The sequence below is a fragment of the Mesorhizobium sp. ArgA1 genome (assembly GCF_053714375.1).
In genome coordinates this window covers 1-4,986 of the sequence record NZ_JBSKBQ010000061.1, presented here as the reverse complement: position 1 = coordinate 4,986, position 4,986 = coordinate 1, and the positions used below count along the sequence as shown (strand labels likewise).

At 60.9% G+C, this 4,986-nt stretch carries 1 protein-coding gene and 5 pseudogenes; 3 read left to right on the top strand and 3 right to left on the bottom strand.

Annotated features, from left to right (window positions below):
• Positions 1-204: 204 nt before the first annotated feature.
• Together ACWGTI_RS32030 and ACWGTI_RS32025 are read right to left on the bottom strand one after the other, a co-directional pair.
• Positions 205-444: pseudogene (locus tag ACWGTI_RS32030) on the bottom strand (transposase domain-containing protein); the annotation flags it as partial.
• Positions 445-469: 25 nt separating this feature from the next.
• Positions 470-2,168, bottom strand: a pseudogene (locus ACWGTI_RS32025) (recombinase family protein); the annotation flags it as partial.
• Between the two features lie 382 nt (positions 2,169-2,550).
• Here ACWGTI_RS32025 and ACWGTI_RS32020 point away from each other — a divergent pair.
• The 3 genes and pseudogenes from ACWGTI_RS32020 to ACWGTI_RS32010 form a co-directional block, all read left to right on the top strand.
• A pseudogene (locus ACWGTI_RS32020) lies at positions 2,551-2,811 on the top strand (IS66 family transposase); the annotation flags it as partial.
• Between the two features lie 302 nt (positions 2,812-3,113).
• Positions 3,114-3,296, top strand: a complete 183-nt coding sequence (locus ACWGTI_RS32015) for a hypothetical protein (protein ID WP_454578806.1) — start codon at positions 3,114-3,116, stop codon at positions 3,294-3,296.
• Positions 3,283-4,326 (top strand): annotated as a pseudogene (locus ACWGTI_RS32010) (IS110 family transposase); the annotation flags it as partial. The gene ACWGTI_RS32015 and the pseudogene ACWGTI_RS32010, both read left to right, overlap by 14 nt.
• Positions 4,327-4,482: 156 nt before the next feature.
• On the opposite strand, the pseudogene ACWGTI_RS32005 reads toward ACWGTI_RS32010, so the two are convergent.
• A pseudogene (locus tag ACWGTI_RS32005) lies at positions 4,483-4,917 on the bottom strand (IS5 family transposase); the annotation flags it as partial.
• Positions 4,918-4,986: the final 69 nt, after the last annotated feature.

Below are 4,986 nucleotides of genomic sequence, written 5' to 3'. Positions count from 1 at the left end.
CAAGCTACGGTCACTAAAAATCAATGACTTACTTGGCTATGTTCTTTTTGTGTTCTCGTCCAGGTGTTCAAGTCGGGTCAAGGCTCGAGTGCGGGCGCCCTCCATTATAAAAGGCGAGATACCGGGCGATCGACGCGCGCGCTCCGACACGCTGTCGTAGGCGCGCAAGGAGGTGCCCTGGCTGATGTACGGTGAGGCTGTCGCTCAGGCGATGTGCTGATCCGAGGCCTTTTTGGCCTCACGCAGCTTTTTCCACGTCCACGGGAGCAGTTCGTGCAGGCGAGAGACAGGAAGATCGGCGATGCGGGCGAACACATCGGCGAGCCAAGCCTTCGGGTCGACGTCGTTGAGACGACAGGTCGTGATGACGGAGAGCATGATGGCGGCTCGATCGGCTCGCCGCTGAGAACCGGCGAAGGTCCAGTTTCGACGCCCGAGGGCAATGCATGATTCATTATGCTGCTCCTCTTCAAATGGCGGAAAACAGGGATTTCTGGGTTTGGTCGGTGACGCGACACGGGCCTTTACGCGAGATCGCGGCTTTGACGGCGGGCTTTTCGAGGTCCGCTGCGCGGATTTGATGGGGGGCGCCGGGCATGATTTGCTCGGTGGGCAAGAGCCCGGCTTCGACGGCACGCCGGATTTTATGGTTGGTGACGCCGAATTTGGTCGCGGCTTCCGACATGATGAGCCATTCTCCGCCGGTGTTGCAGGCCGACCGGTAGCCCTCGATCTTGTGCACCCGGCGCAATGAGCTGACGCGATGCCCTGTCCAGGTCTTTCCCTGACCGGTCCGCATCCCCATGCGGTTGAGCGTGGCGGCGACATCTGCGTCGGACCAGCGCGTCGCCATCGATCGGATGATGGCCATCGCCTCCTCGGGCGTGCTTTTGGTGTGCTCGCCGGACTTTGGCTTGCGAATGTGAACCTGGGAATGCTGTCCGCCTTGCCAGTGTATAGTGAGTTCGACCTGTCTCGCATCATCGTCCACGGTAACGACGATATCCTTGATCAGTGCACGCAGGAGCCGCTGCCGAAAACGCATGTCGACATCGGGAGCGTCCCATGCAGCCCTCAGATCCTGAGCCAGGCCGGCAAAATCCGGCGTGGCGGCGTCATCGCGTACTGGCCGATTGTTGAGCCGGGCTTCGCAGGCTTCGACACGGCGAAGCGTCGCCTCCCAGCTCTTCTCAAGCTGAGCAGCTATGAGCCTATTGTCGGGATCGCAGGCCGCATAGCGCCGTTCGGCAAGCGAGGCTTCGTAGCGGGCCTGCTGCAAATCCAGTTCGATCATCTGCCGTCGCTGCGCTTCGCCTTCAAGATGCATCCGCTCCGCCTCCAATGCTGCTTCGATCGCCATGGGTGCCACGGCGCGCAAAACCTCTTGCGAGATCGCGGCGTCGGCTCGACCGCCATTGGCGGTTCATGCATCGGGGTCGCGCCAGCGCGAGGTTCGAACGGTCGCAACGATAAATATGATACCCGATGCGGCGGCCGACATAAACGACGCACAGGCGGCGGCCGCAATGACCAGGGGTGAGCATGCCGGCCAGGAGAGCCTTCCCGCCCCGACCGGACTTTACACCGCCGCCCTTGCCGTAGGCGTTGGCGGCGAGCAGCTTCTGATTCCGCTCATACTCGTCCCAGCTGACATAGCCTTCATGATGCTCCCTGAGCATAACCGCCCAATCCTCATAGGATTTACGGTGCCCGTAGCTCTTGCGAACGCGGCCATCGACGATCTCGGTCCGCTTCTGCGTTTTGCCGTACACATAGACCCCTGCATAGAAGGGGTTCTTCAATACGCTGATGACGTTGCGATAGCGGATCGGAACCCAGTCGAAGGAGACCATTATCTTGCCGTCAGATGGGCGCGGAAAATGCATGCCTTCGGCATTGAGCGCGATCAGCACCTGGCGGGCGCTGCCGATCTCGCGGAACCGCGCGAATATAAGCCTGATGGCTTCCTGGACCCGAATATCAGGGTCGAAACCCAGGCCGTAATCGCGGTGCCAGATGTAGCCGATCGGCACGCTTATCCGCAGTTCGCCACGCTGGGCCTTCTGTCGCGCGGCTTCGTACATCCGCGCCCGAATGACGGAAAGCTCGAACTCGCTGATGTTGCCCTTCATGCCGAGCAACAACCGGTCGTTCGGCTTGGCGGGATCACGCCATCTCGGCGATCCCGTTTAGGAATTTGAATGAATTGCGGCAGCCCAGCCCTTCCGCTGGAGTTAGCAGGAGGAATGGAGGAACTACAGATGAACCCCAAAAGATCGAAGTCGAAGGACGCGTCACCACTCTCAAGTGCGCAACAGCCCATGGACCAGGTTTTTTGACGGGGTCATGTGCCACCAAAATCGTATCGGCCGCTCCCTTCCGGCCGCAGTCTAGCGGTTATCCGTTTCTATCCCACAGGGGGCGCACAGCGCCGCGCTCAGTTTTTTAGAGGGCGCGCTCAGCAAAGCCGGCCTGTTGAGCGCAAAACGATGATCGACCGCGAGCACGCCTTCCCATCGTCGGGCAAGCCAAGATGCTCGGCCTTGCCCGCAGATCGAGCGCGAGATCAACGGATTGAGCGCCGCAGAGCGGTTGACCGCGCGGCAGGAAAAGAGCAAGCCGCTGTTCGATGACATGCACGAGTGGCTGAAACGCGAGCGCGCCACGCTCAGCAAATCGTCCGAGGTCGTCGAGCCGATTGATTACATGCTGAAGCGCTGGGATGGTTTTACCCGCTTCCTCGAAGATGGCCGGATTTGTCTCACAAGCAATGCGGCCGAGCGCGCGCTGAGAGGAATTACCATCTCGCAGACATTCTGCCCATGTCGGGCGCGAGGTTGTCGTTTGGTATCGATGGCATCCCCATTTCGAGCGGACCGTCCGATGCGAGTATATCGAGGAACAGGCGAACGGCAGAGTCGCGCACATTGTCGTGCGCCATGGCGAAGTCATTGTAGTTCCCGCATGGATGTTGGATCGCGACGTGTGCGAAGCGTTCAGCTTGGGTAGCCCTCGGGTGACCGTGGATGCGCTGACTGACCTTCACCACCTCTTGATCCATCGGGGATTTCGTAATGGCCTTGCGAGCGGTTCGAACGCTCAGGAGGTCATCGATGAAGAGACTGCCCCCACCAAGCCGGCTGCCAGCACCGCGGCAATTGATCATGCCACTCGACTCCCGAGCCCTGGACGGGCTGACGAAAGCGCAGCGCGCAGGCGCGGTCGCGAGCCTCGCCAAGCTGCTGACGGCAGCTGCCGGCATCGCGGAGAAGGAGATGACCGATGACGGGCGGTAATCTTCTTCCCTTGGCCCTCCTGAAGCGCAAGGCCGTCGTCTACGTCAGACAGTCGACGGCCCAACAGGTTCATGCCAACCTTGAGAGTCAACGCCGGCAATATGAGCTGGTCGACCTTGCGCGGCGTTGGGGGTTCCACAATGTCGAGGTGATCGATGAGGATCTGGGACGCAGCGCGAGCGGCGCCGTCGAGCGCCCCGGTTTCGAACGACTCGTCGACGATCTGTGCACCGGTCATGTCGGCGCAGTATTGTGCCTTGAGGCCTCTCGGTTATCGCGCAACGGTCCGGACTGGCAAAGGCTGCTCGAGCTTTGCGGCCAAGTCGATGCGCGCGTTATTGATATGGCGGTAAGATGCCGATGGTGCACCCGAACGCGGCTGCCATCGACGTTGGCGCCACCATGCATAATGACGGCCGTGAGGGCAGATCGCGCACCGGAACCAGTCCGCAGCTTCGGTACCTTCACGGCCGATCTGCATCAGCTGGTCGACTGGTTTACTGAATGCGGCGTCGAGACCGTCGTCATGGAATCGACCAGCGTCTACTGGATTCCGGTTTTCGAGCTTCTCGATGCCCGGGGATTCACCGTGTTTCTTGTCAACGCTCGCGATGCCAAGCACGTGCCGGGGCGCAAGACCGATGTCAGCGATGCGCAATGGCTGCAGCGGCTCCATTCATTCGGGTTGCTGCGGGCCAGCTTTCGGCCCAAAGGGCAGATTGCCGAGCTGCGAGCCTACGTGCGTCAGCGCGAGCGTCTGCTGGAGTACGCGGCCTCACACATCCAGCATATGCAGAAGGCCTTGACGGAGATGAATCTTCATCTCCACCACGTGGTCGCCGACATCACCGGCGCGACCGGCCTGCGTATCATACGCGCGATCCTTGCCGGCGAGCGCGATCCTGAGGCGCTGGCGTGCTTGCGCCATTACAGTTGTCACTCCAGCGCCGAGACGATCGCGAAGGCTCTCACCGGAAGCTACCGCGCCGAGCATCTGTTTGCGCTCGAGCAGGCACTTGCGCTTTACGACGCCTACCACGAGAAGGCATCTGCCTGCGATGCCCGGATCGAAGCCGTGTTGAAAGAGCTGAGCATCCATCGCGGTCATGGCCATGGATCAGCGCCGCGGGCCTCGCGGCGTCGGAATCGAACCGATCAGGCGAACGCTCTAGGCTGTAGTGACAATTTAATCATTGAGCCAGAGCATGATGGCAGCGAGCTTGACGAAGCCGAGGAAGTTGGCGGCGATTTTGTCGTAGCGGGTTGCGATACGCCGCCACTGTTTGAGCTTGGCGAAGAAAGCCTCGATGCCCCAGCGGTTTTTGTAGGCGATCTTGTCGTAGCTATGTTGGTATTTGCGATGGCGCCGTGGCGGGATGACCGGTTCACCGCCTTGGTCGAGGACCACATCATGCAGTCGATCGGCATCGTAAGCGCGGTCGGCGATCACTTGGCCCGCCGCAATCCCTTCGATCAGACCGCAGGCAGGTGCCATGTCGTTTTGCTGACCGGGGCCGATCTCAAAGCGGACCGGCAGGCCGAGTGCATCTACGACGGCATGAAGCTTGGTGCCGAACCCGCCACGCGAGCGACCGAGAGCCTGGGTTTCAGATCCCCCCTCATATGAGGCGTGTCGTGTCAATGGTAGCGGCGGCGGCCTAATCACTTTCGGACGCTGTCGGGATCGGCC